General features: G+C 59.9%; 29 protein-coding genes. 18 read left to right on the top strand and 11 right to left on the bottom strand.

All coding sequences use genetic code 11. The features are described from left to right. Positions 1 to 12: 12 nt before the first annotated feature. From AC1DM5_RS07320 to AC1DM5_RS07290, 7 genes are all read left to right on the top strand, one after another. Entirely contained in the window at positions 13 to 882 is an 870-nt protein-coding gene (locus tag AC1DM5_RS07320) for a sigma-70 family RNA polymerase sigma factor (protein ID WP_477818592.1), read from the top strand. Positions 883 to 1,148: 266 nt separating this feature from the next. Then, a complete protein-coding gene (locus AC1DM5_RS07315; RefSeq protein WP_477818591.1) occupies positions 1,149 to 1,865 on the top strand; it encodes a c-type cytochrome in 717 nt (238 codons plus the stop codon). 8 nt (positions 1,866 to 1,873) lie between these two features. After that, complete coding sequence (locus tag AC1DM5_RS07310; RefSeq protein WP_477818590.1) at positions 1,874 to 3,127, top strand: c-type cytochrome; 1,254 nt, start codon at positions 1,874 to 1,876, stop codon at positions 3,125 to 3,127. Between the two features lie 7 nt (positions 3,128 to 3,134). After that, positions 3,135 to 3,302, top strand: a complete 168-nt coding sequence (locus tag AC1DM5_RS07305; protein ID WP_477818589.1) for a hypothetical protein — start codon at positions 3,135 to 3,137, stop codon at positions 3,300 to 3,302. Next, positions 3,302 to 3,859: a cupredoxin domain-containing protein gene (locus AC1DM5_RS07300; RefSeq protein ID WP_477818588.1), complete on the top strand. Its 558-nt coding sequence runs from the start codon at positions 3,302 to 3,304 to the stop codon at positions 3,857 to 3,859. Before AC1DM5_RS07305 ends, AC1DM5_RS07300 begins: the two co-directional genes overlap by 1 nt. Next, positions 3,849 to 5,471, top strand: a complete 1,623-nt coding sequence (locus AC1DM5_RS07295; protein WP_477974803.1) for a b(o/a)3-type cytochrome-c oxidase subunit 1 — start codon at positions 3,849 to 3,851, stop codon at positions 5,469 to 5,471. Before AC1DM5_RS07300 ends, AC1DM5_RS07295 begins: the two co-directional genes overlap by 11 nt. Beyond that, complete coding sequence (locus AC1DM5_RS07290) at positions 5,471 to 6,283, top strand: c-type cytochrome (protein ID WP_477818586.1); 813 nt, start codon at positions 5,471 to 5,473, stop codon at positions 6,281 to 6,283. Before AC1DM5_RS07295 ends, AC1DM5_RS07290 begins: the two co-directional genes overlap by 1 nt. Before the next feature lie 39 nt (positions 6,284 to 6,322). On the opposite strand, the gene AC1DM5_RS07285 is transcribed toward AC1DM5_RS07290, so the two are convergent. Continuing rightward, positions 6,323 to 7,156: an IclR family transcriptional regulator gene (locus AC1DM5_RS07285; RefSeq protein ID WP_477818585.1), complete on the bottom strand. Its 834-nt coding sequence runs from the start codon at positions 7,154 to 7,156 to the stop codon at positions 6,323 to 6,325. Positions 7,157 to 7,691: 535 nt separating this feature from the next. Continuing rightward, entirely contained in the window at positions 7,692 to 7,907 is a 216-nt protein-coding gene (locus AC1DM5_RS07280) for a hypothetical protein (protein WP_113301678.1), read from the bottom strand. Between the two features lie 130 nt (positions 7,908 to 8,037). Here AC1DM5_RS07280 and AC1DM5_RS07275 point away from each other — a divergent pair, with 130 nt between their 5' ends. Next, the gene (locus tag AC1DM5_RS07275; RefSeq protein WP_477818584.1) at positions 8,038 to 8,661 is read left to right on the top strand and encodes a TetR/AcrR family transcriptional regulator; all 624 of its coding nucleotides are present in this window, start codon (positions 8,038 to 8,040) and stop codon (positions 8,659 to 8,661) included. 73 nt (positions 8,662 to 8,734) lie between these two features. Beyond that, complete coding sequence (locus AC1DM5_RS07270; RefSeq protein ID WP_477818583.1) at positions 8,735 to 8,920, top strand: hypothetical protein; 186 nt, start codon at positions 8,735 to 8,737, stop codon at positions 8,918 to 8,920. Here AC1DM5_RS07270 and AC1DM5_RS07265 read toward each other — a convergent pair. Both AC1DM5_RS07265 and AC1DM5_RS07260 read right to left on the bottom strand, forming a co-directional pair. Continuing rightward, a complete protein-coding gene (locus AC1DM5_RS07265; protein ID WP_477818582.1) occupies positions 8,917 to 9,357 on the bottom strand; it encodes a DUF1810 domain-containing protein in 441 nt (146 codons plus the stop codon). The two genes, AC1DM5_RS07270 and AC1DM5_RS07265, sit on opposite strands and share 4 nt — an antisense overlap. Positions 9,358 to 9,430: 73 nt before the next feature. After that, positions 9,431 to 9,724, bottom strand: a complete 294-nt coding sequence (locus tag AC1DM5_RS07260; protein ID WP_081493320.1) for a hypothetical protein — start codon at positions 9,722 to 9,724, stop codon at positions 9,431 to 9,433. Positions 9,725 to 9,996: 272 nt separating this feature from the next. On the opposite strand from AC1DM5_RS07260, the gene AC1DM5_RS07255 reads away from it, so the two are divergent. Together AC1DM5_RS07255 and AC1DM5_RS07250 are read left to right on the top strand one after the other, a co-directional pair. Continuing rightward, a complete protein-coding gene (locus tag AC1DM5_RS07255; RefSeq protein ID WP_477818581.1) occupies positions 9,997 to 11,367 on the top strand; it encodes an amidase in 1,371 nt (456 codons plus the stop codon). Positions 11,368 to 11,437: 70 nt separating this feature from the next. Next, positions 11,438 to 12,298 carry a sugar phosphate isomerase/epimerase family protein gene (locus AC1DM5_RS07250; RefSeq protein WP_477974801.1) on the top strand — a complete coding sequence of 287 codons (861 nt, stop codon included), beginning with the start codon at positions 11,438 to 11,440 and terminating at the stop codon, positions 12,296 to 12,298. On the opposite strand, the gene AC1DM5_RS07245 is transcribed toward AC1DM5_RS07250, so the two are convergent. Then, positions 12,295 to 13,185 (bottom strand): helix-turn-helix domain-containing protein, encoded by an 891-nt coding sequence (locus tag AC1DM5_RS07245; RefSeq protein WP_477818579.1) that lies wholly within the window; start codon positions 13,183 to 13,185, stop codon positions 12,295 to 12,297. The genes AC1DM5_RS07250 and AC1DM5_RS07245 overlap by 4 nt on opposite strands. A 116-nt stretch (positions 13,186 to 13,301) precedes the next feature. Here AC1DM5_RS07245 and pobA point away from each other — a divergent pair, with 116 nt between their 5' ends. From pobA to AC1DM5_RS07220, 5 genes are all read left to right on the top strand, one after another. Continuing rightward, the gene (pobA, locus tag AC1DM5_RS07240) at positions 13,302 to 14,474 is read left to right on the top strand and encodes a 4-hydroxybenzoate 3-monooxygenase (RefSeq protein ID WP_477818578.1); all 1,173 of its coding nucleotides are present in this window, start codon (positions 13,302 to 13,304) and stop codon (positions 14,472 to 14,474) included. Between the two features lie 207 nt (positions 14,475 to 14,681). Next, positions 14,682 to 14,813: a hypothetical protein gene (locus AC1DM5_RS07235; protein WP_477818577.1), complete on the top strand. Its 132-nt coding sequence runs from the start codon at positions 14,682 to 14,684 to the stop codon at positions 14,811 to 14,813. Positions 14,814 to 14,870: 57 nt separating this feature from the next. Then, a complete protein-coding gene (locus AC1DM5_RS07230; RefSeq protein ID WP_477818576.1) occupies positions 14,871 to 15,998 on the top strand; it encodes a tartrate dehydrogenase in 1,128 nt (375 codons plus the stop codon). 36 nt (positions 15,999 to 16,034) lie between these two features. Further along, positions 16,035 to 17,513, top strand: a complete 1,479-nt coding sequence (locus AC1DM5_RS07225) for an NAD-dependent succinate-semialdehyde dehydrogenase (protein ID WP_477974799.1) — start codon at positions 16,035 to 16,037, stop codon at positions 17,511 to 17,513. Between the two features lie 10 nt (positions 17,514 to 17,523). After that, complete coding sequence (locus tag AC1DM5_RS07220) at positions 17,524 to 18,318, top strand: HpcH/HpaI aldolase family protein (protein WP_477818574.1); 795 nt, start codon at positions 17,524 to 17,526, stop codon at positions 18,316 to 18,318. A gap of 18 nt (positions 18,319 to 18,336) precedes the next feature. On the opposite strand, the gene AC1DM5_RS07215 is transcribed toward AC1DM5_RS07220, so the two are convergent. From AC1DM5_RS07215 to AC1DM5_RS07190, 6 genes are all read right to left on the bottom strand, one after another. Next, on the bottom strand, positions 18,337 to 19,062 hold the full coding sequence (locus AC1DM5_RS07215; protein ID WP_477818573.1) for an SDR family oxidoreductase: 726 nt from the start codon (positions 19,060 to 19,062) through the stop codon (positions 18,337 to 18,339). A 12-nt stretch (positions 19,063 to 19,074) separates the two neighbouring features. Further along, on the bottom strand, positions 19,075 to 20,136 hold the full coding sequence (locus AC1DM5_RS07210) for an ABC transporter ATP-binding protein (protein ID WP_477818572.1): 1,062 nt from the start codon (positions 20,134 to 20,136) through the stop codon (positions 19,075 to 19,077). A gap of 61 nt (positions 20,137 to 20,197) precedes the next feature. After that, a complete protein-coding gene (locus tag AC1DM5_RS07205) occupies positions 20,198 to 20,404 on the bottom strand; it encodes a DUF2160 family membrane protein (protein ID WP_113182811.1) in 207 nt (68 codons plus the stop codon). Between the two features lie 4 nt (positions 20,405 to 20,408). Beyond that, the gene (locus tag AC1DM5_RS07200) at positions 20,409 to 21,245 is read right to left on the bottom strand and encodes a carbohydrate ABC transporter permease (protein WP_477818571.1); all 837 of its coding nucleotides are present in this window, start codon (positions 21,243 to 21,245) and stop codon (positions 20,409 to 20,411) included. Between the two features lie 4 nt (positions 21,246 to 21,249). After that, positions 21,250 to 22,125: a carbohydrate ABC transporter permease gene (locus AC1DM5_RS07195; RefSeq protein WP_477818570.1), complete on the bottom strand. Its 876-nt coding sequence runs from the start codon at positions 22,123 to 22,125 to the stop codon at positions 21,250 to 21,252. Between the two features lie 96 nt (positions 22,126 to 22,221). After that, the gene (locus AC1DM5_RS07190) at positions 22,222 to 23,655 is read right to left on the bottom strand and encodes an extracellular solute-binding protein (RefSeq protein ID WP_477818569.1); all 1,434 of its coding nucleotides are present in this window, start codon (positions 23,653 to 23,655) and stop codon (positions 22,222 to 22,224) included. Positions 23,656 to 23,950: 295 nt separating this feature from the next. Here AC1DM5_RS07190 and AC1DM5_RS07185 point away from each other — a divergent pair, with 295 nt between their 5' ends. Both AC1DM5_RS07185 and AC1DM5_RS07180 read left to right on the top strand, forming a co-directional pair. After that, a complete protein-coding gene (locus AC1DM5_RS07185; RefSeq protein WP_113182807.1) occupies positions 23,951 to 24,835 on the top strand; it encodes a sugar phosphate isomerase/epimerase family protein in 885 nt (294 codons plus the stop codon). Positions 24,836 to 24,899: 64 nt separating this feature from the next. Beyond that, on the top strand, positions 24,900 to 26,114 hold the full coding sequence (locus AC1DM5_RS07180) for an ROK family protein (RefSeq protein WP_477818567.1): 1,215 nt from the start codon (positions 24,900 to 24,902) through the stop codon (positions 26,112 to 26,114). Positions 26,115 to 26,132: the final 18 nt, after the last annotated feature.

The following is a 26,132-nucleotide window of genomic DNA, read 5'->3' as shown; positions in this document are numbered from 1 at the left end:
AGGAATAGACCGATGGACGAGAAAAAATGGCTGGCCGATGAATTCGAGGCGAACCGTGGGCATCTGCGGGCCATCGCCTTCCGCATGCTCGGCTCCCGCGTGGAGGCAGAGGATGCGGTACAGGAGGCGTGGCTGCGTCTGACAAGGTCGGACAGAGGCAGCGTCGATAATCTCAGCGGCTGGCTGACGACGGTCGTGGCACGCATCTGCCTGGACATGCTGCGTTCGCGCAAGACGCGCCGCGAAGAGCCGCTTGACCTGCCGGCGCATGGAGCGATTGTCGATATCGCCAGCAATCCGGAACGGGAAGCGGCCTTCGCCGATTCCGTCGGCATCGCGCTGCTCGTCGTCCTGCAAACCCTTACGCCGGCGGAACGCGTCGCTTTCGTGCTGCATGACATGTTCGATCTACCCTTCGAAGAGATCGCCGCGGTCATCGGGCGAAGTGCAGCCGCCGCCCGGCAGCTTGCCAGCCGTGCCCGGCGTAGGGTGCAGGGGCAACCGGAAACGCCTGATATCGATCTCGCGCGCAAGCGGAGCATAGCCGAAGCCTTCCTCATCGCCTCCCGCAACGGCGATCTGGAAGGGTTGATCGCGGTCCTTGCGCCGGATGCCGTCTTCCTGCCGGATGCAGCCGCGACCCGTCTCGGCAATGTTGTTCCGCTTCGTGGCGCCAACGCCGTTGCCGAAAGCTTCAAGGGAAGGGCGACGTCGGCAAAGGTCGCGCTTGTCGACGGCGAAATCGGTCTCGTTGTCTTCATCGAGGGGCAATTGCGCGTAGTGCTGGCGCTGAGTTTCGACGGCGACAGGATCTCGACGGTCGACGCGATCGCCGATCCGGATCATCTGCACGACATCGGCTATTCGATCCTCGAAGGCTGAGCAATCACAATCAGAAACAGGCGGCCTCCGCGGGTCGCCTGGCCCCGAAATTAGATCAAAAGGGGCAATTCCGTACTTATCAAAAATCGCTAATATCAAGCGGTTCGCGCGGTTTCTTGACTTCTGTCAAGGCGAGGGCTGTCGAATACGGTTACTTATTCGGCGCGGGCCGGATAGAATCTCAGCCCTGTCGATATCGTGCCTTTCCGGGTTTCCGCCCATCGAGATTTTTCACTGTCCTGTGATTGTGCTTCGGAGGAAACGTAGTGCTCATACGAGAGGCCTTCCTGGCATGCTGTCTTTTCTTCCTGAGCGCAGGCGTGACGTCTGCCCAGGACGCCAAGGCCTACCCAGCCGATATGGGAGAGCGTGTTCAAGCCTGCACTCCATGCCACGGTGTGGAAGGGAAGGGCACGAACGATCCCTATTTCCCACGGCTTGCAGGCAAGCCGGCCGGATATCTCTACAACCAGTTGGAAGCCTTCAAATCGGGCAGGCGCAAATATCCGCCGATGAACTATCTGCTCGCTTATTTGACGGATGACTATCTACGGCAGTTTGCAGAATATTTCGCCGATCAGCGACCGGCTCTGCCGGAACAGTCTCCACCTGACGTCAGTCAGGCAGTGCTCGATCACGGGCATGTGCTTGTCACGCAGGGCGACCTCAACCGGTTGATCCCGGCTTGCGTCAGCTGTCACGGCGGCGCGCTGACGGGGCAGTCGCCCGGAATCCCCGGACTTCTCGGACTGCGGGCGAGCTACATCAGTGCGCAGCTTGGCGGATGGCGCTATGGCACGCGCACGGCGATCGCGCCTGACTGCATGCAGCTTGTGGCCGGCCACCTCACGGAAGACGACGTGCGTGCCGTCGCAGCCTATCTCGCCAATCAGCGGCAGCCTGCCGACCCTGCTCCGTCTCCTGCCGGATCGTATTCTCTGCCTTTTGCCTGTGGCAGCCAGCCGGAGGGCAACAAGCCATGAGCGCGCATATGAAAATTTTGTCGGCCCTTGCCCTGTCGTCGATGGTGGCGCTTGTGGCGGCCCTTTCGCCTGTTGCGGCGCAAGCTCCACAGCCGGACAACTCCGCCGACGTAATCAAAAAGGGAGAATATCTCGCGCGCGCCGGAGACTGCGTGGCCTGCCACACGGCTTCCGAAGGAAAGCTCTTCTCAGGCGGGCGCGCCATGCCGACGCCGTTCGGTACGCTTTATACATCGAACATTACGCCGGATGAGACCGGTATCGGCAAATTGTCCGCCGACGATTTCTATAACACGATGCATCACGGTCGTTACCCGGATGGGGGCCTGCTCTATCCCGCCATGCCGTTTGCGTCCTACACCAAGGTCACCCGCGAGGACAGCGATGCGATCTTCGCTTACCTGAAGACGATCGCGCCGGTGCATCAGCCGAACCGTCCGCACGAGCTCGACTTTCCCTACAATAACCGATCGCTAATTCTCGGATGGAGGACGCTCTTCTTCACCGAAGGCGAGTTCAAGCCGGATCCCAAGCAATCCGACGAATGGAATCGGGGCGCCTATCTGGTCGAGGGCCTCGGACATTGTGGCATGTGCCATACGCCAATCAATGCACTCGGCGGAAGCCGTGAATCGGAAGCCTTCCAGGGCGGGCTGATACCGATGCAGGACTGGTATGCACCGTCGCTGACCTCCAACAAGGAGGCGGGGCTGGGCGACTGGTCGATCGAGGAGATTTCCGACCTTCTGCAGAAGGGCATTTCGACGCGCGGTGCGGTCTACGGCCCGATGGCGGAGGTGGTCTTCAACAGCCTTCAGTACATGACGGATGAGGACATCCGGGCGATGGCCGTCTACCTGAAAAGCATTGCGCAGGACGAACCGACGCCGCCTCGCTCATCCGTCAGAACCGAAGAGGCAAGTCTTCTCATCAGTCTCGGCAAGTCGGTCTATGACAAGCAGTGCGCGAGCTGTCATGGCGCGCAGGGGGAAGGCCGGCCGCCGCATTATCCCCTCCTCGCCGGAAACCAGTCGATCCAGATGGAGTCGGCCGTGAACGGCATACGCATGGTGCTCAACGGCGGTTATCCGCCCGCGACCGAAAAGAACCCCATGCCGCACGGCATGCCGCCCTTTGCCGTGACACTTTCGGATGACGAGGTGGCCGCCGTGGTGTCCTACATCCGGACTGCATGGGGCAATCGCGGCACCCCGGTCACCGCGGCCGAGGCGAACAAACTTCGTTCTGCTCCACTTCAGTGAGGACGCCATGATCAATTCGGAAGATCCTGCAGATGCGCCTGACGACGCCCTCGTCCAGCAGATTGTCGCAGAGGGGCCACGCGGTGCGATCGTCGTCGCGGGGGTAGCGACCGCGGTCGTCATTCTCATGTGGATTCTTTTCTATCTGCTCGTGTTCGTGCCCAGGAGCGGCTGATGACCGATATGCATAACCAGGCAGCGGCAGTGTCTGAACGCGTCGAGCGACGCTGGGCGGCAGTTGCAGTCCTCATTATCGTCTTTCTGGCGGGGATGGCGGCTTTCGCAGGCATTCACAATGCCACGATGCCGCAGACGAGTGTCGAGACGATTGATCCCACGACCATTCACCTGGCGGGGGAGTTCATCGAGGCCAATCTCGGGAGCGCGATCGAAGCCGACGGCTCGGTGACGGTGCGGGCGATCGGCCAGCAATATTCCTTCTCGCCGCCCTGCATCGTCGTGCCAGCCGCGACGCCGATCACCTTTCGGGCTACCAGTGCTGACGTCGTGCACGGCTTCCTCATTCAGGGCACCAATATCAATACGATGCTCGTGCCGGGCTACATATCGGTCCAGAAGGCGAGCTTTGCAGCGCCCGGCGACCACCTGATGCCCTGCCAGGAGTTCTGCAGCGTCGGCCATGAAGGCATGTGGGCGAGGGTCAAGGTCGTGGACAAGCAACAGTTCCTCTCGGAAATGGCGGACAAGAGGAGGCTTTCCTGTGCTCCATAATCGCAGATTGATCCTTGCGCATTTCTGGCTCGCCTTTGCGGTTTTCGGACTGGCTCTGTTGCTCGGCGCCTGGCAGATGTATGTCCGCAGCCCGTTGTCTCCCTGGGTCAACAATCCGGAATGGTATTACCGTTCGCTGACGGCGCATGGCACTGTTATGGGCTATGTGTTCCCGACCCTTGTGGCGATGGCCTTCGGTTATGCGATCAGCGAGTCCTCCCTGAAGCAGAATCTGGTCGGTGTGCGCTGGGCGTGGGCCRGGTTCTGGCTGATCGCCGTCGGCTCCGTCGTCGCGATGGTCCCGGTGGCCTTGGGCATGGCCTCCGTCCTCTACACTTTCTACCCACCGCTGATCGGCAGTCCGTTCTACTACATCGGCGTCGTGATGGTCGTCGTCGGTTCCTGGATCTGGGTGGCCTTGATGTCCGTCAACCTGGGCATCTGGAAAAAGGCCAATCCGGGCGTTCCGGTCCCGCTGCCGATGTTTGCCAACGTCGCAGGCTCCTATCTTTGGGGCTGGACTGCGGTCGGTGCGGCGCTCGAGCTTCTGCTGCAGATCATCCCCGTGGCGCTGGGCTTCAAGTCGACGATCGATGCAGGCCTTGCCCGCGTGTTCTTCTCGTGGACATTGCACGCCATCGTCTACTTCTGGCTGATGCCGACCTATATCGCCTATTACACGATCGTGCCGCGGTCGATCGGCGGGCGGATCTATAGCGATACTATGGCACGGATTTCCTTTATTCTGTTCCTGGTCGTCGCAATGCCGATCGGCATACATCACGCCTTTGCCGATCCGCAGGTCGGCGCCGGCTTCAAGTTCATCCACTCCGCCTTCACCGCGCTCGTGGCACTTCCGACCCTGCTCACCGTCTTTACCATCTGTGCTTCGGTGGAGATTGCCGCCCGCGCACGCGGCGGCCGGGGCATGTTCGGCTGGCTGAAGGTCCTGCCGTGGCGAAATCCGATGATGCTGGCGGTGACATTCTCCTTCATCATGCTCGGCTTCGGCGGTGCGGGCGGCCTCATCAATATGAGTTATCAGCTCGATGCGTCGATCCACAACACGCAGTGGATAACCGGGCACTTCCATCTCATCTTCGGCGGCGCCATCGTCATCATGTATTTTGCGATCGCCTACGATCTTTGGCCCCATTTGACCGGTCGCCCGATCGTCAGCCTCGGGCTCGTCAGGCTGCAGCTCTGGCTCTGGTTCATCGGAATGATCGTGACGACATTCCCCTGGCATTATGTCGGTATCCTCGGCATGCCGCGCCGAATGTCATTCTTCGACTATACGGATCCGGCGCTCGCGAACGAGGCTCTATCGGTCGTGTTCTCCGTCTTCGGCGGCTTCATTCTCGTCGCGGCGGGAATTCTCTTCATTGCCATCCTGGTCCGCACCCAGTTTGCGGAACCGAGGCAGCCTGAGGAATATCGCTTCGCAATCGCCGTCCATCCGCCGACCAGGGTGCCTGCGGCGCTCAACAGCTATAGTCTCTGGATCGCCCTGATGATCGGGCTGACCATCACGAATTACGGATATCCAATCCTTCAGCTCGCCGTGCGCGACGATACATCTGTGCCTGCAGTCTATGTGGGAGAACGATGATGCCTCGTGAAAAGATGATCAGCTTCCTCAATCGCTGGACAGTCACGAGCGTTACCGTCACCGCGGGCATCTTCGTCGTAGCGGCAGGTTTGGGCTTCGTGCTGCTGCCGCGCCTGGAGGCAGGAGAGCAGGTGGCGAGCATCTGGGATTCCATCTGCCGGGCCGCCGGATTGCCGCGGCCGGGAACGCCTTCAGAAACAATCAAACCCGATTACAAGACATCTCTGGTCAAGGTCGCGACGGCGGTGCCGAGAAAGCGAGACGAGGAGGCGATCGGGCGGGGCGCGACGCTGGCCCAGCAATGTGCGATTTGTCATGGCCCGACGGGCATCAGCCGTGCCGACTCTCCCAATCTCGCGGGGCAGTATGCGAGCGTCATCTACAAGCAGCTTCGAGACTTCAAGGACGGTGTGCGTGTCAACGCCGTCATGAGCCCGTTTGCCGTAAAGCTGACCGAGCAGGACATGCAGGATCTGGCTGCCTACTATTCCTACCTGCCGCGACTTCCTGGTTTCCATCCGCCAGGCAGCAATCCGGTGCCGAGGATCGTCGCCAGCGGCGCGCCAACACGCGGCATCGCGCCTTGCGGTTCGTGTCACGGCAGTATCGAGAACAAGCTTGGCAGCCCGTGGCTCGAAGGCCAGTCGGAATTGTACTTGAAGACTCAGCTTCTGGCCTTCGTATCCGGGTCGCGGCAGAACGACATCAGCAGCCAAATGCGCAATGTCGCCCGTGCGATGACGCCGGAAGAGATCGATGAGGCAGCGAAATACTATGCGAACAAGGAGCTGCCCTTCCTCGCGAGCCAATGAGGGTCCGGACGGCGTTTGCCGTGAGACGGAGGCTGGCGCTCAATGGCTACGCCAGCCCATTAGCTTCTCGATGTGCTCAGCCGAGTTGCGCACCTGTGCTGTATAGTGGCCTTCGTCCGAAAAGGCCTTTTGCTCCGGCAGAACGATGGAAATGGTGGCGACACACTGGCCCTCACGATCGCAGATCGGCGAGGCGATGCAGGCGACCGCATAATCGGATTCGCCAGCCTGGATCGACAGGCGCGATTCAAAGGCCTTTCCGGCGGATTCCGATAGCGTGGCGGGATCGATTTCCGCACGTCCCGTCGGCGAGGAGCGGGCGCATCGCTTGAAGAGCTCGACACGCTCGTCTTCTTGCAGGTGTCCGACCAGCAAGCGGCCAGACGCTGTCCAGTTGAGCGGCACACGGGTGCCGACGCGGGAGGCGACCTGGAAATGGCTGGGGCCATCGGCCATGGCGAGAACCAGCATGAAATCGCCGTCACGGCCGCAGACCTGAACGGTCTCGCCAGCCTGTCGGCAGAGGTCGTGCATTTCATGCGTCGCGACGCTCATGAAATCGAGCGATCGCGCATAGGCAAGGCCATAGTGATAGAGCCGCGAGCCGAGCCAGATCGAACCGTCGGATTGGCGCGTCAGCATGTTCTTTTCAACCAGATCGTCAACAATGACATAGACGGTGGAAAGCGGTGCCTTCACGGCCTTGGCGATGGCATAGACGCCAGCCGGCGATCCCGTCTCGTAAAGATGGTCGATCACCTGCAGCGCGCGGTCGATACCGCTGACGCGTGCGCGGCGCGCGCCCTTGGCGCCGGTCTCTTCGGCCGGACCTTCATCTTCGGAGTAGATTGCGGGTGATGTCTTTCCGTTCAATTCAACATACCTCTGATATCATGCGAACCTGTTACATTACTATGGCATAGCCGTTTAGGAAGCAAATCGCAAAATCTTTGGATATAAAACCTTTGGTAGCTGCCGCAGTTAATTCGTGACGGCGGCAAGTGTTGTCACCGGACATGCTGCGATTGCAGGCGACAAATCTATTTGCGGGCGCGCCTCATCGTGCATCGTCGATGCTGGAATCGGAACAACAAGCTGCAGCCCGAGTTTTTATCCTATCGGCGATACCGGCTGATCGGATGTGGGCCAAGTCTCCTGCCAGACATTGCGGTCAGCGGTGGCAAGCCCCTTTTGCGGCTTGCCGAAGCCACCGCCGGTGCGGGTCGTCGTGAAKACGGCGTCGCCGGCGGCGAGCGTCTCTTGGTCGCAAGAATATATATTCGGGAAATTAATGTGGATGTGCGCACTCGTCGCATCGCAAGGGCTGCCGCCTGTTGACGGCGGCAGCCCGTCTGGGAACAGGGCTTATCCCCAGTGCCGATCGGGCCTTGTAGGGCCAGCGGTCAGATCAGCCGAAGCAGGGCATCGCCGGCAGATTGGCGCGGCTGGCAAAGGACCCGATCATATCGCTCGCCGTGGAGGGACGCGGCTCGCGTTTACGGGCAGCCACCTCAAGGAGTTGCTTGAAATCTTCAAGCTTCACGCCATCGGCGCGGAGCACCATGGCGATCAGCGGGTCGTGAAGGGCTTCGGAAATGGTCAAATCTTCTCTGGTCTTTCTCATGGTACGGTCCTCCTTTCGTGGGCGGTCGCCCGTGTTCCACTCCTGCTGCCAAGCGCTCCTGGCATTGACTTCTGCAGAGAGTGGTGTTACCGGTAAGTAACAATGCATTTGTTACCGATCGGTCACATCGATGTCAAGGACTTCGTCCGCGAAAAAATCAGAATCATTGAACGAAATCTCCGCAGCTGCTTCAGACGATCGAATCCCCCCGCGGGAGCGTATTGTCACGACCGCTTCGGAGCTTTTCCGTGAGCGCGGCATTCGCGGCATCGGCGTCGATGCCATTGCGGATGCGGCTGCTACCAACAAGATGACCCTCTATCGGCATTTCGGCTCCAAGGACGAGCTAGTCTGCGAGACGCTACGCCGCGCCTCCGAAAAAGCCGAGAAGATCTGGCGCGATCTCGAAGCCGCCCATCCCGGCGACGCGCGCGGCCAGTTGCTTGCCTGGGTCGAGGACCGGGCTCACTGTCTGAACGGCGAGCCCGCAGGTTGCGATCTCGCCAATGCCGCCATCGAATTGAAGGGCGAAGGCCATCCGGCGCACGAGTTGATCGAGCGCCACAAGGCGATGCAGCGCAATCGTCTTGCGGCACTTTGCGTGGCTGCCGGCGCGCGCGAGCCGGAACTTCTTGCCGATACGCTGACGCTGCTGCTCGAAGGGGCGCGCGTTACTCGCCAGGCCATGACGGACGGTGGCTGTTCCTGCCATTTCGAAAAAGCGTGCAACGTGGCGATTTCCGCCTTCGGCTGATATTGACGCGGCCAGGGAACCTTGGGGTTGCGTGGCCGTTTTCTGCTGATCTGGGAGCAATCTGGAGGCAGAGATGAATTACGCTTATCTCCGGCGCCTGTATGCCAGACGTGCCGAGCTTGAAGCCAAGCTTGAATTGCACGACGCACGTTATTGCTTTGGCGAAGAGGAAGTAGACGACGGTACGCAAAGCGATCTGAAACAGCGTATCCAAGAAATCTCTGAGGAGATTGCTGCGCTGGAGTATTCTCCCGGCTAGTCGTTGCCGGCGCTCAGGATGGAAATTGTCCGTTCGTCGAATTTCCCGTCGTAAAAAAGATCGATCGCCTTGTGAAAGGGCGAGCCGTGATCGCTGACCGCGGCAAACAGCGTCATGGACGAACGCAGCTTCAGATCATCCGGGGAACCCATGATATCGTGAGCGCTGCGGTCATTGACGGAGAGGATTGCCTCGACACAGCGCAAAAGGCGGCTGCCTAGGATCGGGTCTGCGAGATAGGCTGAGGCTTCCTCCGCGGAGCGAATGGCATATTTCTCCGCCATGGAAGACGTTCCGAGACCGGCGATTTGGGGGAAGATGAACCACATCCAGTGAGAGCGCTTGCGACCGGCTTCCAGCTCCGCAAGAGCCTGTTTGTATATGCCGTTCTGCGCTTCGATGAAGCGGTGGAGGTCGTAATCTACGTCACCGGTCATGGTTCTTTCCCTTTTCTATGCTTTTATGCACGTCAGACGAAAGAATTCCATGCCCGGCGAAAATCGCTGGCTCTTAGCAGACCTTGTCTGCGTAGGGGCTCGTTTCGCGGCAATGGCCGTAGCGCTGGTGGTGTGGCACCAGACTATCACCCGGAGGTGCCTGCTCTTCAATAGCCGAGGTCGTCATCGGATCGGTCGCTGATGTCTGTGCCGACGGTGCTGTGAAGCCTACAAAGCTTAGCAGTACGAGGGCGCCTACGACCACGATCCGCTCCAGGACCGACAGCTTCTGTGCGCTGACGTGGTCGGCGTAGTCGCGTTCAGCTTCGCCGTAGCTCACGTCCTCCTTCACATGCTGGTGCACCATATCCTGGTGACCGGAGGTCCAAGTTTCAGATTGTGTCATTTCAAGTCTCCTGCAATGCACCGGGATGCGGCTTGGGAAGGCAAGCTAATGGCGTGCCTATCCGCCTCACGCGTGCAGCACCGCATGTGTGTCTTAACTGCGGTAAATTGAAGAGGGCTAAAGCAAACTCAGTGTTCACAAAATCGTACCAATCATCGTGAAAAGCCGTGCAAGGGCTGGTCCTGCGAAATGATAGGCGGTAAATCCTGTGTGATATCCACAGGACTCTCCTCATGGCCCTTACTTTCGGTGCGATGTCTATCGCTCAGCTTTCCCTCCTCATCCAGAGCGGCAAGGCCGATCCGGTTGATGTCGCAGAGGCGATCTTCGACGGCATCGAGCAATATGCCGACAAGGCAGTCTTCACCCTATTGTTGCGCGAGCGGGCGATGCGGGAGGCTCATGCTTCCTGGAAGCGCATCCGCGACGGCCGTTCGCTCGGTGCGCTCGACGGCATTCCGATCGCCTGGAAAGATCTTTTCGACATCGAGGGCGTGGCAACTACGGCCGGTTCGGTGGTTCTGGCGGGCGATGCGCCTGCTAAACAGGACGCTGCGATCGTGACAACGCTCAAGAGTGCCGGCATGCTGGCTATCGGCCGTACAAATATGAGCGAATTTGCTTTCTCCGGTCTCGGCATCAATCCGCATTATGGTACGCCGGAAAACCCTCACAGCAAGGACGAGCCGCGTATTCCCGGTGGGTCGTCGTCCGGCGCCGGCGTGGCCGTTGCCGCAGGCCTTATACCGGTCGCGATGGGCACGGATACCGGCGGTTCGGTGCGTATTCCCGCCGCCCTGAACGGCATCGTCGGCTACAAGGCGACGCGCGGGCGCTATGCCATGGAAGGTGTCTATCCACTGGCTGCGAGCCTCGACTCGCTTGGCCCCCTCTGCCGTTCCGTGCAAGACGCCGTCTGGGTCGATGCTGCCATGCGCGGGTTGACGGCGCCGACAGTCACCCGGCAGTCGCTGAAGGGCGTGGAAATCGTCGTCCCCCGCAATATCGTGTTCGATGGCCTGGGTTCGGGCGTCGCCGAAGCCTTCGAGGGCGGAGTGGAGCGGTTGCGTAGCGCTGGCGCGCATATCAGTCCGATCAACATTCCGGCCTTTGAGGAAATCCTAGCACTGATGGCAAAACATGGTGCTCTCGTCACTGCCGAAGCCTTCGCTCTCCACCGGGAACGGCTTGCAGGGCCGGAGGCTGCGCGGATGGATCATCGTGTCGTCCTTCGCACGCGGCTCGGCGAGAAGACCAGCATGGCCGATTATATTGCTATTCTTGCCGGGCGTTCGCGGCTGATCGCCGAAGTCGATCGGCTTGTCGGCAACCGCTTCCTCGCCTTTCCTTCGGTGGCCCATGTGGCGCCGCCGATCGCGGCGCTTGAGCGCGATGACGAGCTTTTCTTCGCCGCGAACGTAAAGACGCTGCGCAATACAGCGCTCGGCAATTTCCTGGACTGGTGCGGTGTTTCCATTCCCTGCGGCAAGGGCGAGGCGGATATGCCGGTCGGCTTCCTGCTGTCGGCGCCGGCAAACCGTGACGAAGCATTGCTTGCCGTTTCGCTGACGGCAGAAGCAGTCATTCGCGGCGACAGGAACTAGGCGATTGCGGGCTTGATGCGGCGCGTCATTCTTGCCAAAGTCCTCGCGAGGAAACGGGAGGAGATGAAAGATGCAGGCTTTGCAGAACGGCCGGTTTGCGGTTTCCACATGGTCGCTTCACCGGATGCTGGGTGCAACCTATCCCTATAGTCCCGATTCGCAGAAAAGCGCGGCACGCCAGGAGCCCTATGGGGCAGGCACCGTGAGCATGCTCGAAGTGCCGGGCATGCTCGCCGAACGCGGACTTGGCCGGCTGGAGGTCTGCTCGTTCCATCTGCCGAGCCTGGACGCCTCCTATCTCGCCGAATTTCGCGATGCGCTGGAGGCCTCCAACATCCTTTTCCAGACGCTGCTCGTCGAGGATGGCGATCCCAGCAATGCCGAGACGGCGGACCGTGACATAGGCTGGATCGCCGGTTGGATCGATATCGCAAAGAAGCTCGGTGCCGAGCGCATCCGCGTCATCGCCGGCAAGCAGGCGCCGAATGAGGAGAACCTTACGCGTTCCGCGCGGCATCTGAAATGGCTCGCCGGGCAGGCGGAGGGAAGCGGCGTGCGTGTCGTCACCGAAAACTGGTTCGCCCTTCTGCCCTCACCGAAGGAAATGAACTGGCTGCTTGATGAACTCGACGGCAAGATCGGCCTCAACGGCGACCTCGGAAACTGGGCGGCACCGGCGAAATATGAAGGGCTGGCGAATATCATGCGTAGGGCCGAAATCTGCCATGCCAAGGCCGATTACAATGCCTCCGGGCTTGATGCCGCAGATTACCGTCATTGCCTGGAAATGTGCGAAAAGGCCGGTTACGCCGGACCCTACACACTGATCTACGACTCGCCGTTCTTTGCGGATGAGTGGGATGGCATCCTGCTGCAGAAACGCTTCATCGAGGACTTCCTTGAGGACGCCCCGGCGCGCCGCACAGCCTAGCCTCGTTCCAGCCTGTTCTTCTCCCGCTTGCGCCAATCCTTGGGCGTCTCGCCCGCGTGCTTGAGGAAGAAGCGGGAGAAATAGGCCGGGTCGGCAAAGCCAAGCCGATGGCTGACCTCCTGAACGCTCGCGAGCGTGAAGATGAGCTCGCGCTTGGCCGCGTCGACGAGTTTGCCGGCGATCAGGTCGTGAGCCGTCTTTCCGGTCATCGAGCGGACGATGCGATTGAGATGGGTCGGCGAAATGCCGATTTCCCTGGCATAGAATGAAGCGGGTCTGTGCGAACGGAAATGCTGCTCGATGAGCCCAGTCAGTTGCTCCATCCGCCGTTCGTTTTTATCGCTGGGGAACTGGCTGATATCCTCCTGATAGGAAATTCTCGCCGTCAACTGCAGCGCCAATGCGGCATAGGAGGCGAGAAGCTCGCTGCGGCCGCTGCGGTTGTTCCGATATTCATCGCCGAGCCGCCTCAGGCTCTGCATGAGATAGGCTGCGTCGGGATCTTGCGGATCGAGTGCGGTGAGACGCGGGGCTGCAAGCCACTCACCGAGACGGCTGCGGTCGCCGGGAAGGTGGCTAAGATTGGCGCTCAGCATGGTGATGACGAGGCCGTCGATATCCCGCGAAAAACGGAAGCCGTGCTCGAACCCGGGAGGAATCGTGACGACCGCTGGCGGCTGGATGGCGTGGCTCCGCTCGCCGAAAATGGCATCGCCTGCGCCGGCATCGATGTACAATATCTGAAAGAAGCTCGCGTGCCGATGCAGTTTGATCTCCCAATGGTGCAGGCTGCTGCGCGAGGGAATTGTTTCGCAGTGCAGCCAGAAATCGGGTTCTTTGCCCGATGTCTCGCCGTAGAGCTCATAGGTCGGCACATGTCTCGTCATGGGCTTCCTTCCGTTCCCATGTTCGTTTTGTGCAATTTTTCGGTGGGAAAGTCCATTGCCGCTCGAAGGGCTAAAGGTCAGAATTTGGCAGAAAGCAAATTGCAGGGAGGAAGCAATTGCGTACCCAAATCGCCATTATCGGCTCAGGCCCGTCGGGCCTGCTGCTCGGCCAACTTCTTACGGGAGCCGGCATCGGCAACGTCATTCTCGATCGGGTGGGCAAGGACTACATTCTCGGCCGCGTTCGCGCTGGCGTCCTGGAAGAGGGTACCGTTCATCTTTTGGATGAGGCACGGTCGGCGGCCCGGCTGCATGCTGAAGGCTTGCCGCATAACGGCTTTTCACTGGCTTTCGATGGGCGCGATCACCGTATCGATCTCTACGGCCTGACCGGCGGCAAGCGCGTCACGGTTTACGGCCAGACCGAGATGACGCGTGATCTGATGGAACAGCGCGAGGCAAGCGGTGCCTTGACCATCTATGATGCCGCCGATGTGACGCCCCATGATTTTGATGGCCGCACTCCCTTCGTGAGCTACGAGAAGGATGGCGTTACCCACCGTATCGACTGCGATTTCATTGCCGGCTGCGACGGCTTCCATGGAGCAAGCCGCAAGACGGTTCCGGAAAAGGCGATCAGAACCTTCGAGAAGATCTATCCCTTCGGCTGGCTCGGCCTCCTGGCCAATGTCGCTCCGGTCAATCATGAGCTCATCTATGCCAATCATCCGCGCGGCTTTGCGCTCTGTTCCATGCGCTCTGCGACCCGTAGCCGCTATTACATCCAGTGTTCACTCGATGAGAAGGTCGAAGCCTGGAGCGATGACCGCTTCTGGGACGAGTTGCGCCGCCGCTTGCCGACCCATCATGCCGAGGCGCTGAAGACCGCGCCATCCTTCGAAAAGTCGATCGCGCCGCTGCGTTCCTTCGTGGCCGAGCCGATGCGCTTCGGCCGCCTGTTCCTGGTCGGCGATGCCGCCCATATCGTGCCGCCGACCGGCGCCAAAGGGCTGAACCTTGCTGCGAGCGACGTGCACTACCTGTTCGAGGGCTTGAGGGAATTCTACGGTGATCGCTCGAGCGCCGGCATCGACGCCTATTCGCAAAAGGCGCTTGCCCGCGTCTGGAAGGCCGTGCGCTTTTCCTGGTGGATGACGACGATGATGCATCGTTTTCCGGATACCGGCGATTTCGACCAGAAGATCCAGGAAGCGGAACTCGACTATCTGACCCATTCGCGCGCCGCCTCGACGGCGCTTGCGGAAAACTACGTCGGATTGCCGTTCTGACGGATGCCAGCTGACTTCGCAGGGAGGCGCTCACCCGATGTCAGCGGAACGGATGCGTCCACTGTGTGCTCGCATGGGGCTCCAGTTGAAGCGCTATCCCGCGTCTCGATTTGATCCGCGCTGCCTCTTGTTGCATATTTTCGCCGTGTCTTGCCGCGCCCGACATGCGCGTAGAAAATATCGCAACAATATCGTCGAGAATCTTGGTTGCCTGTGCAAGAACTCAACAGCCATGAAAGCAGGATCGCCGACGGGGTGAAGCTGCAATGCATTCCCGAGGAGATCAAGGTCGAGGACGTGGCCAATGCCTGTTGCTCGCCCCCGACGACAGCCGCATGATTACCAAGCAGATGCTGCTGATCAATGGCGGCCTCATCTGACTATTAAGGAGGTCCCATGAACGCCAATACCAATACGTCGCTCCGTCGCTACCGCATCGCCTCCGTTCCCGGCGACGGCATCGGGCCCGAAGTCATTGCCGCCGGCCTCGAAGTGCTCGAAGTGCTAGCCGCCCGCAGCGGCGCTTTCGCACTCGACATTGACCATTATGACTGGGGCAGCGAGCGCTACCGCAAGACCGGTGCCTTCATGCCGGAGAATGCCCTGTCTCTGCTGAAGCAAGCCGACGCCATCTATTTCGGCGCCGTCGGCGCGCCTGACGTGCCCGATCACGTGACACTCTGGGGCCTGCGCCTGCCGATCTGCCAGCGTCTCGACCAGTACGCCAATATCCGCCCGACCCGCATCTTCCCCGGTGTGAAAAGCCCGCTCAGGGGGGTCGAGGAAGGCGATCTCGACTGGCTGATCGTGCGCGAGAACTCCGAAGGCGAATATTCCGGCCATGGCGGCCGCGCCCATATCGGCCTGCCAGAGGAGGTGGCGACCGAAACTTCGATCTTCACGCGCCGCGGCGTCGAGCGCATCATGCGCTTTGCCTTCCGCGAGGCGCAGAAGCGCCCTCGTAAGCTGCTGACGGTCGTGACCAAGTCCAACGCCCAGCGCCACGGCCTCGTGCTGTGGGACGAGATTGCCGCCGAGGTCGCCAAGGACTTCCCCGATGTAACTTGGGACAAGGAACTGGTCGATGCCATGACCTTCCGCATGGTCGCAAAACCAAAGAGCATCGACACGGTCGTTGCGACCAACCTGCATGCTGATATCCTCTCTGACCTCGCGGCTGCGCTCGCCGGCTCGCTCGGCATCGCGCCGACGGGCAATGTCGATCCCGAACGCCGTTTCCCCTCGATGTTCGAGCCGATCCATGGTTCGGCTTTCGATATTACCGGCAAGGGCATCGCCAACCCCGTCGCAAGCTTCTGGACGGCATCGTTGATGCTGGAACATCTCGGCGAGGCGGTTGCGGCAAAGATACTGATTTCAGCGGTGGAACAGGTCTGCGCTGCCGGCATTCTCACTCCAGATCTTGGCGGCAAGGCAACCACGGCCGATGTGACGCTCGCCGTTTGCGAAGCATTGCGGGGATCGAACTTCGCCCCCGATGACGAGAATATTCTGGCCGTCTGATCCCCAGCAACCGCGTTTCATGGAAGGTATCCAGTCATGAGCAACAAACTTTCGGGCTACAAGCTCCGCCGTCCGGAGCTTTTTCGCGAAGCGAATTATATTGGCGGCCAATGGGTGCAGGCCGATAGTGGCCGCACCTACGACGTCACCAATCCTGCGACCGGCGAGGTAATCGGAACCGTGCCTGCCATGAGTGCTGTCGAGACGAACCGCGCGATCGATGCCGCCTACAGGGCGCAGAAGGCATGGGCGGCACTGACTGCCGAGCAGCGCGCCAATCATCTCTGGAAGCTGGCAGAGCTGATGCACGAGAACCTCGAGGATCTCGCGGCGATCATGACGATCGAGCAGGGCAAGCCACTCTCTGAAAGCCGTGGCGAGGTCGTCTATTCCGCAAGCTTCATCGAGTGGTTCGCCGAAGAGGCGAGGCGCGTCTATGGTGACACGATCCCTTCGCCGGTTCCGGGCCGACGCCTGATCGTGCAGAAGCAGCCGATCGGCGTCTTTGCGGCAATCACGCCGTGGAACTTCCCCTCAGCGATGATCACCCGCAAGGCCGGTCCCGGCTGGGCGGCAGGCTGCACCGGCGTCATCCGTCCGGCAAGCCAGACGCCCTATTCGGCGGTGGCGCTCGCCGTGATGGCTGAAGAGGCGGGCTTTCCGCCCGGCGTCTGCAACGTCATCACCGGCCCTTCGTCGGAAACCGGTCCTGCGATCACCGCCAGTCCGAAGGTGCGCAAGCTCACCTTCACCGGCAGCACGGCGGTCGGCGCCAAGCTGCTCGCCGAATGCGCGCCGACCGTCAAGAAGACCAGCATGGAGCTTGGAGGCAATGCGCCTTTCATCGTCTTCGACGACGCCGATCTCGACGAGGCGGTCAAGGGCGCCATGGGCTCGAAGTTCCGCAATACCGGGCAGACATGCGTCTGCGCCAACCGCATTCTCGTACAGGATAATGTGCATGACGCCTTTGCCGAAAAGCTCGCAGCCGCCGTTGCCAAACTGAGGCTCGGCAACGGCATGGAGGAGGGAGTCACGCTGGGCCCATTGATCGACGAAGCTGCGCTCAAGAAGGTCGAGACGCATGTCGAGGATGCCGTCAGGCATGGCGCGAAGATCGTCTCCGGTGGCAGGCGCGATCAGCGTGGCGGCAACTTCTACCTGCCCACCATTCTCTCGGATGTCTCTCGCGAGGCGGAGATCTTCTCGGATGAAACTTTCGGTCCGGTTGCCCCGCTTTTCCGCTTCAAGACGGAGGAAGAGGCGATCGAAATGGCCAATGACACGCCCTTCGGTCTCGCCGCCTATTTCTACGCCCGCGACGTCGGCCGCATCTTCCGGGTTGCCGAGGCTCTCGAATTCGGCATTGTCGGTATCAACGAGGGACTCATCTCGACGGCGGTCGCTCCTTTTGGCGGCATGAAGCAGTCCGGCATCGGCCGGGAAGGTTCGAAATACGGCATCGAAGAGTTCCTCGAGGTCAAATACATGGCCATTGGTGGCCTGGCGAACTGAGGAGAATGCCATGAGTGCAGATGACATCAACGGCTTTGCAGCCCGGATCAGAACCCCCGAAAGCCAGATGATTTCTGCCTGGGTGGGTATTCCCGATCCGCTGCTGGTCAATCATCTGGCTCAGGAAGCCTTCGATGCCGTCGTGCTCGACATGCAGCATGGCATGTGGGATCTGCCGTCGGCAGCTGCCGCCGTCAGCCATGTGCGTGTTGCCGGCAAGCCGGCGCTCGCCCGCATTCCCGTCGGTGATTTCGCCTCTGCCTCGCGCCTGCTCGATGCCGGTGCGTCGGGCATCATCGCGCCGATGATCAATTCGGCCGAGGATGCGAAGGCCTTCGTGAAGACCACAAAATATCCGCCGGTCGGCGAGCGCAGCTGGGGGCCGTCTTTGGCACTCAACCACACCGGCCTTTCAGCTGACGACTATCTCAGGACCGCCAATGATTTGACGGTCGCAATCGCCATGATCGAGACGCGCGCGGCGCTCGAAGCGATCGACGATATCCTTGGCGTGCCCGGCATCGATGGCATCTTCATCGGCCCGTCGGATCTCTCCATCGCCCTGTCGAACGGGGATCAGGTGGCGCCGAATGCCGCCGAGATCGATAGCGCTATGCAGCATGCCGTCGCGCGTTGCAGCGCGCACGGAAAATTCGCCTGCGCCTTTGCCGGTGACGGCGAGCGCGCCGGCGAGCTTCTGAAATTCGGCTTCGCTTTCGTCATTGCCGGAGCGGAAACCGCGCAATTACGATCCGGTGCCCGCAAACAGATCAACGCCGCCAGGAAGATTGCTTCTGGGGGCTGATCCATAGGCATTAGGGTCTCACGCGATCATGTAGCCGCCATCGATAGGCATGGAAATGCCGTTGACCATCGCGGCTTCGTCCGAGAGCAGGAAGAGGATCACCTCTGCTATGTCCTCGGGCTCTGCGAACCGGCCGACCGGGATGCGCTTTTGCATTCCGGCGGCCTTCTCCGGATCGCTCCAGGCCTTGATCGCCATCGGCGTCAGCGTCACCGTCGGATGCACGCCATTTACCCGGATGCCCTGCGGCGCCAGTTCCTTGGCCATGACGCGGGTCAGGCCGTCCAGGCCGCCCTTCGATGCACAATAGGCTGCATGATCCGGGATGCCGACAAAAGCGGCAACGGAGGATACATTGACGATGGCGCCGTGGCGGCCGTCTTCGATCAGGGACCGTGCATATTCCTGCGCAACGATCATCGGGGCGCGCGTGTTGACCGCAATCAGGTGGTCAAAGGCTTCGACCGTGGTTTCGAGAAAGGGCTGCAGCTCGGTCGTTCCGGCGCAGTTGATAAGGAAATCTGCCGGAAGTGCGGCGCGCGCGGCCTCTCGCGTCGCCTTTGCATTGGCAAGGTCGACCTGAATGGCTTCGCAACCAAGATCCTCGCGTAGCGAAACAACATCGGCAGCACTTCTGGTGAGTGCCGTAACCTTGGCACCACGCTTCACCAGTATCTCTGCGACAACGCGGCCGATGCCCTTGCCGGCACCGGTGACGATCACTTTTTTGCCTCCGAAATTCATTTGTTCCTCACCTTACAGTCGCTGACCCGTTGCCTGATCAAAGATGTGAACACGGCGCGGATCAATATGAAAATGCAGCGTCCGGCCGGGTTCGACCTCGATGCGCTCACGGATCAGGGCATCGATCGGCACTCCGCCGACACGGCCGAAGATCAATGTTTCTGAGCCGGTCGGCTCGTATACCGACACTTCCACCGGAATACCGTCATCGCTGATGGTTATGTGTTCCGGGCGAATGCCGTAGGTTACGGCCTTGCCCTCCTCTGCGTTCACGCGGTCTACGGGGAGGGGAACGCCCTGATCGGTGATGACAACCTGCTTTCCGTCGCGAGTTGTGATCTTGCCCTGTAGAAAGTTCATCGACGGGCTGCCGATGAAACCTGCAACGAAGAGGTTTGCCGGAAAGTCATAGAGATCGAGCGGCTTGCCGACCTGTTCCACCCTTCCGTCGCGCATGACGACGATCTTGTTGGCCATTGTCATGGCCTCGATCTGGTCGTGCGTGACATAGACGGTGGTGGTCTTCAGCCGCTGGTGCAGTTCCTTGATTTCGACGCGCATGGTGACGCGAAGCTTGGCATCGAGGTTCGACAGCGGCTCGTCGAACAGGAAGACCTGCGGGTCGCGGACGATGGCTCGGCCCATGGCAACGCGCTGCCGCTGTCCGCCTGACAATTGCTTCGGATAGCGGTCGAGATAACGCGTCAGGTCGAGGATTGCGGCTGCCTTGCCGACCTTTTCATCGATCTCCGATTTCGGGCGTTTCGCCATCTTCAGCGGAAAGCCCATGTTCTCGGCGACCGTCTTATGGGGATAGAGCGCGTAGCTCTGAAAGACCATGGCGATGTCGCGCTCCTTCGGCGGGGCGTTGGTGACCACGCGGCCGCCGATGCGGATATCGCCGCTGCTGACGGTCTCGAGACCAGCGATCATGCGCAGCAGCGTTGACTTGCCGCATCCCGAAGGGCCGACCAGCACGACGAACTCGCCATCCTCGATATCGACGCTGACGCCGTGCATGACCTGAAGAGCGCCATATCTCTTGGTGACGTCGCTGACCTGTACGTTTGCCAATGTCTTTTCTCCCTAATCGAGCACGGCTTGCGTCTTGATAGTGTTGATGGAATTCACCGGCTCACCCCTTCCAGACGATATAGGCGCCAAGCACGGCAGAGATTGCCACGGCGAACCATACCGAAAGCCCGAACGGTTCGATGAAGCGCATCCAGAACAGGGAGAGCGCGACCCAGATCACGACGGAGATGAATAGCCGATCGAACCAGTTCGTCTCGATCGGCAGGAAGCCGGGCTGTTTTTCGTTGTTTCGAGAATCCGAAGCCATCTCGCTATCCTTTCACTGCGCCGAAGGTCAGGCCTGCAACGATGTGACGCTGCACCACCGAGAAGACGATGAGCGCCGGGATCAATGTCAGCATCGAGATCGCCGCCATGATGCCCCAGGCGGTCCCCGTCGTCGTCACGTATTCCGACAGACCGGTGGTGAGTGTGCGGGCGTTGAAGTTGGTGAGTGTCGCGGCAAGCAGATATTCGTTCCACGCGAAGACCCAGGTGAGGATGAGCGTCACCGCGAGTCCCGGTCGCGCTAAAGGAAAGACGATGTCGTAGAGGACCATCCAGGGGCTTGCGCCATCCATATAGGCAGCCTCATCCAGCTCCTTCGGTATGCTCTCCACCGTCGGACGCAGGGTCCAGATGGCGAAGGGAAGGTTGAAGGAGCAGTAGACCAGGATCATGCCGAGCCTGGTATCAGCCAGCGAAAAGTCGCCGATCCTGTAGACTTGCGTCAGCAGCAGGAAGAGCGGCAGCAGGAAGACCGCCGGGGGCGCCATGCGGTTGGTGATCGTCCAGAAAAAAATGCTTTCCTTGCCTGCGAGATCGAAGCGCGTCAGCGCGTAGCAGGCAAGAAAGCCGAGGGTCGTCACCAGGATCGCGTTCCCCGACGAGATGACCAGTGAGTTGATCATATATCGCCGCAAGGTCTCGTTCGTAAGAACGTCCTGATAGTTCTTCCAGAAGAAGCTCCGAAGGACGACATCCGGCGTCGAGAACAGGTCGAAGGGCTGCTTTACCGATATGACGAAGAGCCAGTAGATCGGGAAGAGGGTTGCGAAGCTTATCAGCGTCCACAAGATGACTGAAAGCCAGGGATTCTGTCTCTTCATCGCATCAGCCTCTCTTCGCGCGGGGAGCAATCAGGCCAACGTAGAGTAGCCAGCAGACAACGATGGTGAGATACAGCACGACGACCGAGATCGCCGAGCCATAGCCGTAGTTCGTCTTGGGGAAGACTTCCTTGAAGATGTGGACGCCGAGGTAGCGCGTCGCCGACCCCGGACCGCCGCCGGTCAGCATCAGGACTTCGTCGACCGTGCGCAGCGCGTCCATGAGCCTGATGAACACCGTGGCCAGCAGGGCAGGGCGAATCAACGGGAGCGTGATGTGCCAGAAGATCTGGCTCTTGCCGGCGCCATCGATCTGCGCCTGCTCGAAGGGGTCAGGCGGAAGCGAGACCAATGCGGCGATCAGAGAGAGGGTGACCAGCGGCGTCCAGTGCCAGACGTCCATGATAACAGTGATGAGGAAGGCCGCGGTGGCGCTCTGGCCGATGTTCAGGTCGTATCCGAACCAGCTTCGCAGGAGATAGGGGATGATGCCGATCGACGGCGTCGTCATCAGCTTCCACACCGACCCAACGATGATGGGTGCCATGATCAGCGGAAGAGTATGAATGGTGCGGAAGAAGGCTTTTCCCGGAAAGTCCTTCATCAGCGCCTGCGCAAGCACGTATCCGAGGACGAGTTCGGACACGACTGCGAAGAAGACGAACGCAATGGTGATGCCCAGCGAGGCCAGGAACTGTTTGTCGAAAACGAGGGTTCGATAATTCGATGCCCAGTTGAAGACCATCAGCGGATTTGCGGCGAAAGGGTTCCACTGGTGAAACGAAACCCAGACGACGTAGATGAACGGAAAGATGCCGAAGAGCCCGAGGATCAGGATCGTCGGTGACAGCAACAGCCATCCGAGCTTTTGTGAATGCATTGCCTCATCCTCTTTGGCACCCCTTGGGCGGCCTATCGAGCCGGGAAAGAGACGGGTCGCCAAGCGAAGGCGACCCGCCAAGGTGGGGAGGATGATTTATTTGCGATAGCCGAGCGACGTGAGCTCTTCTTCCGTCTTGGCGGCCATCTGGTCGAGACCTTCGTCAGGCGCGATCTTGCCGGTCAGGATGTCGAAGAAGATCGGCGTGGTCGCTTCACGCACCTGAGCGTGGAACGGGTACGGGGGGGCGCCGGCGAACAGCTTGCCCTCGTCCTTCAGCATCGTGTAGAAGCCGCCAAGCTTGACATCCATCGCCTTGACCTTCGGATCGTCGAAGGTTGCCTTGTTGGTGATGCGCGGCGCGGCGATCGCCCAGTCGGGCTGCACGTCGTTCTGACCCATGAATTCGAGGAACAGCAGAGCTGCTTCCTTATTCTTGGATGTAATCGGCAGGCCGAAGGCGCCGCCGTCATAATAGCCGATGTAGCCCTTTCCAGACTTCGCGTCCTCCAGGACACCCGGCTCGAGCGGCGGCAGGGCAAAGCCTACTTTGTCGACCACCTTCGACTGTGCAGGATCGCTCGCGATCCATGCGGCGTTCTCGCCGTAGATCAATCCTTGAGCGACACGGCCGGCAGCGAAGGTCGTAGCAGTCTCCGTCCAGGTCGATTGGGTCGATTCCGGCGGGGCGATATCGCGCAGATGCAGCCAGTATTTCAGCGCGGCCTTCGCCTTGTCGCTGTTCATTGCGCCGCCATGCTCGACCGTCGCTGCGTAGTTGTTGCTGGCGTCAATGCCCCAGTTATAGACGCCGAAAGTCGGCGCGATGGATTCGAAATATTCGTACCAGGACGCGGCGTGACCTGTATGGGCCTGAGCGGTGGTGCCCCAAAGCTCAATGCCGTTATCCTTGCCATATTTGGTGAAGAATTCGGCGATCTGCGTGTAGTCCTCATGCGTGGTCGCCGGCTTCAGGTCCTTGCCAGTTTCCTTCTTGAAGGCTTCCTTGATCTTCGGATCGTCGAAAAGGTCCTTGCGATAGAGGTAGGTCTTCAGGAAGGCTTCCATCGGAACGCCAAAGAGATCGCCCTTCTTGTCCTTGAAATAGTCTGCGAAGCTGGTGAAGTTTGCGTCGTCGTAGGTCGGCGCCTTCAGATCCGCTTGATCCTTCAGCGTCTGGGTGATGTTGACGAGGAAATTCCGGGACAGATACGAGTAGATGATGTCCTGCTCGATGTAGACCATGTCATAGATGCCGGTCTTGGCCTCCATGTCCTTGATGGCCTTGTCGTACATCTGATCCCAGGACGTCGTCTCGATCTCGACTTTAATGCCGGTCTTCTTCTCGAATTCCGGGGCGAGCACGTTCTTGATGTAGTTCGATGGCGGCGTGCTTTCGGTCACGCCGTGCAAGGTCACGCCTTTGAACTTGGCGCCGGCGTCGGACCAGAAGTCTGCCCATGCCGGCGAAGCGGCGGTGGCGAGGCTGAGCGTCAGCGCAAGCGCGCTGGCCTTCAGAGCGTAATTCATTTCAATCCTCCCAGATAGCAGCGAGATCATTTCGCCGGGCCATTGTGTAGACGAAAAATGCTGTTCACGCAATATTTGTTGTCTAAACCTGCAAATATGTCAGCTATGTGTTTGATTTTGGTGAGAACTAATTCTGACAAAAGTAACAGATGCGTGGTCTCTTCAATAAAATGCTGCAATGCAACGAATTTTCTCGCAACGGCAAAATTATAATATGCGAATTTATTTGTTGCTTTACCATACTAAATGGCATAGCTGTGGCGCAACGAAAGGCTTTCAGCGGAGGAAAAAAGCCATGCGCCGATTGGGTATCCATTCATTTGTATGGACAGGCGGCCAAACGCAGGAGGGCCTCGAAATGGCTCTCAACAAAACGGCTGAGCACGGATATCGCACAATCGAATTCGCTTATCTGCGCCCCGAGAAGTTCAATCTCGACCGTCTGGCGAAGCTCGCGCAATCGCTCGATGTCGAGATCGGCGTGACGATGGGCCTGCCGATCGACAAGGATATTTCGAGCGAGGATGCCGCTGCGGTATCCGCCGGCAAGCGGACGCTGGCCGATGCCGTGCGTGCGGTCCGTGACATCGGTGGAAACAAGCTCGGCGGTATCCTCTATTCCGCCCACACCAAGTACAACCGCCAGCCGACGAAGAAGGGCTGGGACAACAGCGTCGCCACTATCGCTGCCACTGCTGATGTCGCGAAGGATGCGAGGGTCGATCTCGTCCTGGAGATCGTGAACCGCTTCGAAACGAACCTTCTGAACACGGCGGCCCAGGGATTGAAGTTCATCTCCGAAACGGGATCGGACCATGTCCGACTGCATCTCGACACCTTTCACATGAATATCGAGGAAGCAAATCCGGCTGCCGCGATCCGGCTCGCTGGCGACAAGATCGGCTATTTCCACATCGGCGAGAGCAACCGCGGCTATCTTGGCGACGGCGTCATCAACTTCGATCTCATCTTCGATGCCTTGCTCGATATCGACTACAAGCGCGACGTCGTGTTCGAAAGCTTTTCGACCACTGTTGTCGATGAAGGCCTGTCACTCGCCTGCGCAATCTGGCGCGACACTTGGACCGATAACGACCCGTTGGCGGCCCATGCCAAACGCTATATCGAACTGAAATACGAAGAAGCCAAACGGCGCCGCGTCACGAACGCACGCCCCTGATAATCCTTCTGCCGATCTGCTTCGTAAGTGTAGGCTGGAGCAGTCGATTTGAAGAGAAATGAACATGAACGACACCGTCTCCATCGGAAGCTCGCCGCGCAGGATCAGGCAGAACAACATCGTCGCAGCCCTGCAGACGATCTACAGCCATCATCGCCTGAGCAGGGCCGACCTGGCGCGGAAGCTCGGGATGAACCGTTCGTCATCAGGGGAGATCGTTGCCGAACTGACGGAAAGCGGCTTTGTCCAGGAGTCGGAAGAGAGCAGCAAACAGCGCTCGGAGCAATCCCGTGCCGGCCGTCCGGGGATCATGCTCGAACTGGTTCCGGACGCCGCATTCTTCGTCGGGATCGAACTTGGCGTCGAGCATATATCTGCTGTTGTTGTGGACTTTTCCGCCGATGTCCGGGCCTGCCGCAGGCTGGCCTTCCACGCGCAGTCCTCGACAGTGGAGGAGGCCGTGGCATGCGGCGTCGAGCTCATCATCGGTGCCATGGCGAAAGACATGATCCAGCGCTGCAAGGGGCTTGGCATATCTGCGCCGGCGCATATCCGGCCGGAAGGAATTGTCACGCTTGCGCCGATCATTGGCTGGCGGGAGGTGCCGTTGAAAGAGATCGGCCGCAGTGCCTTTCCGGCCGAGGTGCCGATCGCGGTGGAAAACGACGCCAATGCTTTCGCGATCGGTGACAGCTATCGTCATGGCGTTTCCGGCGTAACGCTCTTCCTGCTCATGGAAACCGGCGTCGGCGGCGGGATCATGATTGATGGAAAGCTGTTTCGCGGCGGTCATGGCCTTGCCGGCGAAATTGGCCATACCCTCGTGCCGGGAAGCGGCGGACAGAAATTCGAGCAACTGATCGGCCGCGAGGTACTGATCCGGCAGTACCGGGATGCGACCGGCCGCACCGACGCCGATCTGCAGGATTTCCTCACCGATGTTCGCGATCGTGTTCCTGATGCTGTGAATATAGCGGAGATCTGGTCGCGGCATCTTGCCTACGCGCTGCTGCAGGCCTGTCGTTTGCTCGATCCCGATAGGATTGTGCTCGGCGGTTCGGTCGCGTCGCTCTATCCGATGGTCGCGGCCCGTGTGGCTGTCCACATGTCGGAAGGCCAGAACATTCCTTTTCCGACCCCCGAGATCGTCGTCGATGGCGACGCGGAGTTCGGTTCCGCCTTCGGGGCGGCATGCATGCTGCACCAACGCTTCCTCTCTCTCGAAAACGAGGAATTCGGTGGCGAAGACGGTGCACTACAACGATCAACAGCGATTTAGCGACACCTATCGAAAGCA

It is taken from the genome of Rhizobium sp. 01T437 (assembly GCF_056398505.1).
Note: the sequence above shows the minus strand (reverse complement) of the source record. Positions and strands in the feature narration are given on the sequence as shown.